The organism is Levilactobacillus spicheri DSM 15429 (assembly GCF_001435095.1).
GTDB lineage: Bacteria > Bacillota > Bacilli > Lactobacillales > Lactobacillaceae > Levilactobacillus > Levilactobacillus spicheri.
Genome location: NZ_AZFC01000010.1, coordinates 1 through 2816, shown reverse-complemented (window position 1 = coordinate 2816; position 2816 = coordinate 1). Strand labels below are relative to the sequence as shown.

Genomic DNA, 2816 nt, shown 5'->3' with positions numbered 1-2816 from the left:
AAGACGAACTAGCCGGATGACTGCCATCGGCTAGTTTCGCCGGTTTTAACGAGCAGGACGCATCCCTGGGTTACAGAAAGATGCACGTTGAGTCCTTCACGGGTTCGTGAGGAGCTCGTGTCTACCTCGGCCATCTTGCTCGCCGGAGCGTAGCGTGGGTATCGACTATCTAATAAAGCCGACGCTAAGCAAGATTATTTCTGCTGTTTTGCCTGTTGCCGGACCAGCTTGAGGTAGTGGGGGATGACGGCGATACGCTTGAGGCGCTTGGGGTCCTTGACCGTGCGGTAGAACCACTCCAGGTGGTGTTTCTGCCAAAACGCGGGTGCCCGGACCACCGTTCCTGCCAGCACGTCGAAGCTGCCCCCGACGCCCATCCACAGGCCGTGGGTCACGTGCCGGTAGTTGGCGATGAAGCGCTCCTGCTTGGGAAAGCCCAGGGCGGCGAAGACCATGTCGGGTTGCTGGGCCTCAATGTCGGCGACCACGTCCTGGTCGTTTTGGAAGTACCCGTCGCGCAGCCCCACGATGTCGAGGTCCGGGTAACGGTCCGGCAGGATGTCCCGCAGGAAATCGATGACCTCGGGCTTGGCCCCCACGAAGTAGGCCGATTTGTGGTGGGCGTTGCCCCAGGACAGCAGGGCTTGGAGGGTGTCGAAGCCGGTGATCCGTTCAGCCAGCGGTTGGCCTAAGATCTTGGCGCCGTCGAGGATGCCGACGCCGTCCGGGGTGATGTAGTCGGCCCTCTGAATCAGCCGGCGGTAGTCCGCGTGCTGGTGGGCGTACATCACGATCTCGGGATTGGCCGTGACCACGAAGGTATTTTGGTGCTGATCGATACGGTTTTGGAGGTGACTTAATAAGGTCGCCGCCGTGGTGTTGACGAAGGGGATGGCCAGCACCGTGACGGTCGGAAATGTGGTTTGCATAGCGGAAGGCTCCTTTCGATGCCTGGAAGAATCGGGGATTCCGCCAGACTTGAATTACGAAATAGTAGGCTGAATCAGCCGTTTCATGCTAAAATGTAAAGGATTACTAGGGCTAAAAAGCCTGGCTCACGTTCAGCTTGAAGAATCGCTAAGGGAGTAGAGAATTATGACAACTTTGTATCCTGATGACAGTTACACTCTGCACACGGATGCCTATCAGATCAATATGATCCAGACGTACTTTGAAGAGGGCATCGCCAACAAACGCGCCGTCTTCGAAGTCTTTTTCCGGGATATGCCGTTCAAGAACGGGTATGCCGTCTTCGCGGGCTTAGAGCACGTTGTCCATTATATCCAAAATTTACACTTTTCCCAAACCGATATTGATTACTTACGAGAAGCCGAAGATTATTCCGAGGAATTCCTCGATTATCTGGCCAACTTCAAGTTCACCGGCTCGCTACGGTCGGCCGTGGAAGGGGAATTGGTCTACGCCCATGAACCCATTTTACAGGTTGAGGGGCCGTTAGCGGACTGTCAACTGGTCGAAACCGCCATCTTAAATATCCTGAACTACCAAACGTTGATTGCGACCAAGGCCGCGCGGATTCGCTCCGTGGCCGGGGACGACGCGCTGATGGAATTCGGGACGCGGCGGGCGCAGGAATTCGATGCCGCCATCTGGGGCACTCGGGCCGCCTACATCGGCGGTTTTGACGCGACGTCCAACGTGCGGGCCGGTAAGCTATTTGGGATTCCCATCAGCGGGACCCACGCCCACGCGCTGGTGCAGACCTACGGCGACGATTACTCCGCCTTCAAGGCCTACGCCGAGACTCACCACGACTGCGTCTTCCTGGTCGACACCTACGACACGTTGCGCAGTGGGGTGCCGAACGCCATCAAGGTCGCCAAGGAAATGGGCGACAAGATCAACTTCCAGGGGGTCCGCATCGATTCCGGTGACATGGCCTACCTGTCGAAGCGGGTTCGGCAAAAGTTAGACGAAGCGGGCTTCCCGAACGCCAAGATCTTTGCCTCGAACGACCTGGACGAAAAGACGATTCAGAGTTTGAAGATGCAGGACGCCAAGATCGACGTCTGGGGCATCGGCACCAAGCTGATCACTGCCTTTGACCAACCCGCCCTGGGCGCCGTCTACAAGATGGTCTCCATCGAGGACAACCACGGTCAGATGCAGCCGACCATCAAGCTGTCGAACAACGCCGAGAAGGTCACGACGCCCGGCAAGAAGCAGGTTTGGCGGATCACGAAGAAGACCGACGGCAAGACCGAAGGGGATTACGTGGCGCTGGCCAGTGAGGACCCTCGCAACTACGAGAGTCTCTTCATGTTCCACCCCAGCTTTACCTACATCAACAAGACCGTGACGGACTTCATCGCGCGGCCCCTGTTGCGGTCGATCTTTGAGGACGGCCAACTGGTCTACAAGTTGCCGGCCCTGTCCGCCGTGCGGGACCGTTGCCGCGGCGCTTTGGCCAACCTCTGGCCAGAGTACAAGCGGGACTTGAATCCGCAGAAGTACCCGGTCGACCTGTCGCAGGCCTGCTGGGACCAGAAGATGGCCATCATCAAGGAGATTCACAATTTTGTACAGAAGATGCCGGAATAGGTTTTCGGTAACGTTTACGAGGGGGCACTACCATGCGTGAGAAACAACGAGAAATCATCGAGGCACTCAAGGTGCAGCCGACCATCGATCCAGAAACGGAGATTCGCCGCAGCGTCGACTTTTTAAAGGACTACCTGCGTCAATACAGCTTCTTGAAGACCCTGGTTCTGGGTATCTCCGGCGGACAGGATTCGACGTTAGCCGGGGCCCTGGCCGAACAGGCCGTCACGGAACTTCGGCGCGAGACCGGCAAG

Annotated in this window: 2 protein-coding genes and 1 pseudogene; 2 read left to right on the top strand and 1 reads right to left on the bottom strand. The window is 57.4% G+C overall.

Features of this window, described 5'->3' with window-relative positions:
- Nucleotides 1–194 precede the first annotated feature (194 nt).
- Entirely contained in the window at nt 195–929 is a 735-nt protein-coding gene (locus tag FD37_RS02730; protein ID WP_056963266.1) for a WecB/TagA/CpsF family glycosyltransferase, read from the bottom strand.
- A 166-nt stretch (nt 930–1095) separates the two neighbouring features.
- Between FD37_RS02730 and FD37_RS02725 the strand changes: the two genes are divergently transcribed.
- Nucleotides 1096–2562 (top strand): nicotinate phosphoribosyltransferase, encoded by a 1467-nt coding sequence (locus FD37_RS02725; RefSeq protein WP_045806973.1) that lies wholly within the window; start codon nt 1096–1098, stop codon nt 2560–2562.
- A gap of 32 nt (nt 2563–2594) precedes the next feature.
- Nucleotides 2595–2816, top strand: a pseudogene (locus tag FD37_RS02720) (ammonia-dependent NAD(+) synthetase); the annotation flags it as partial.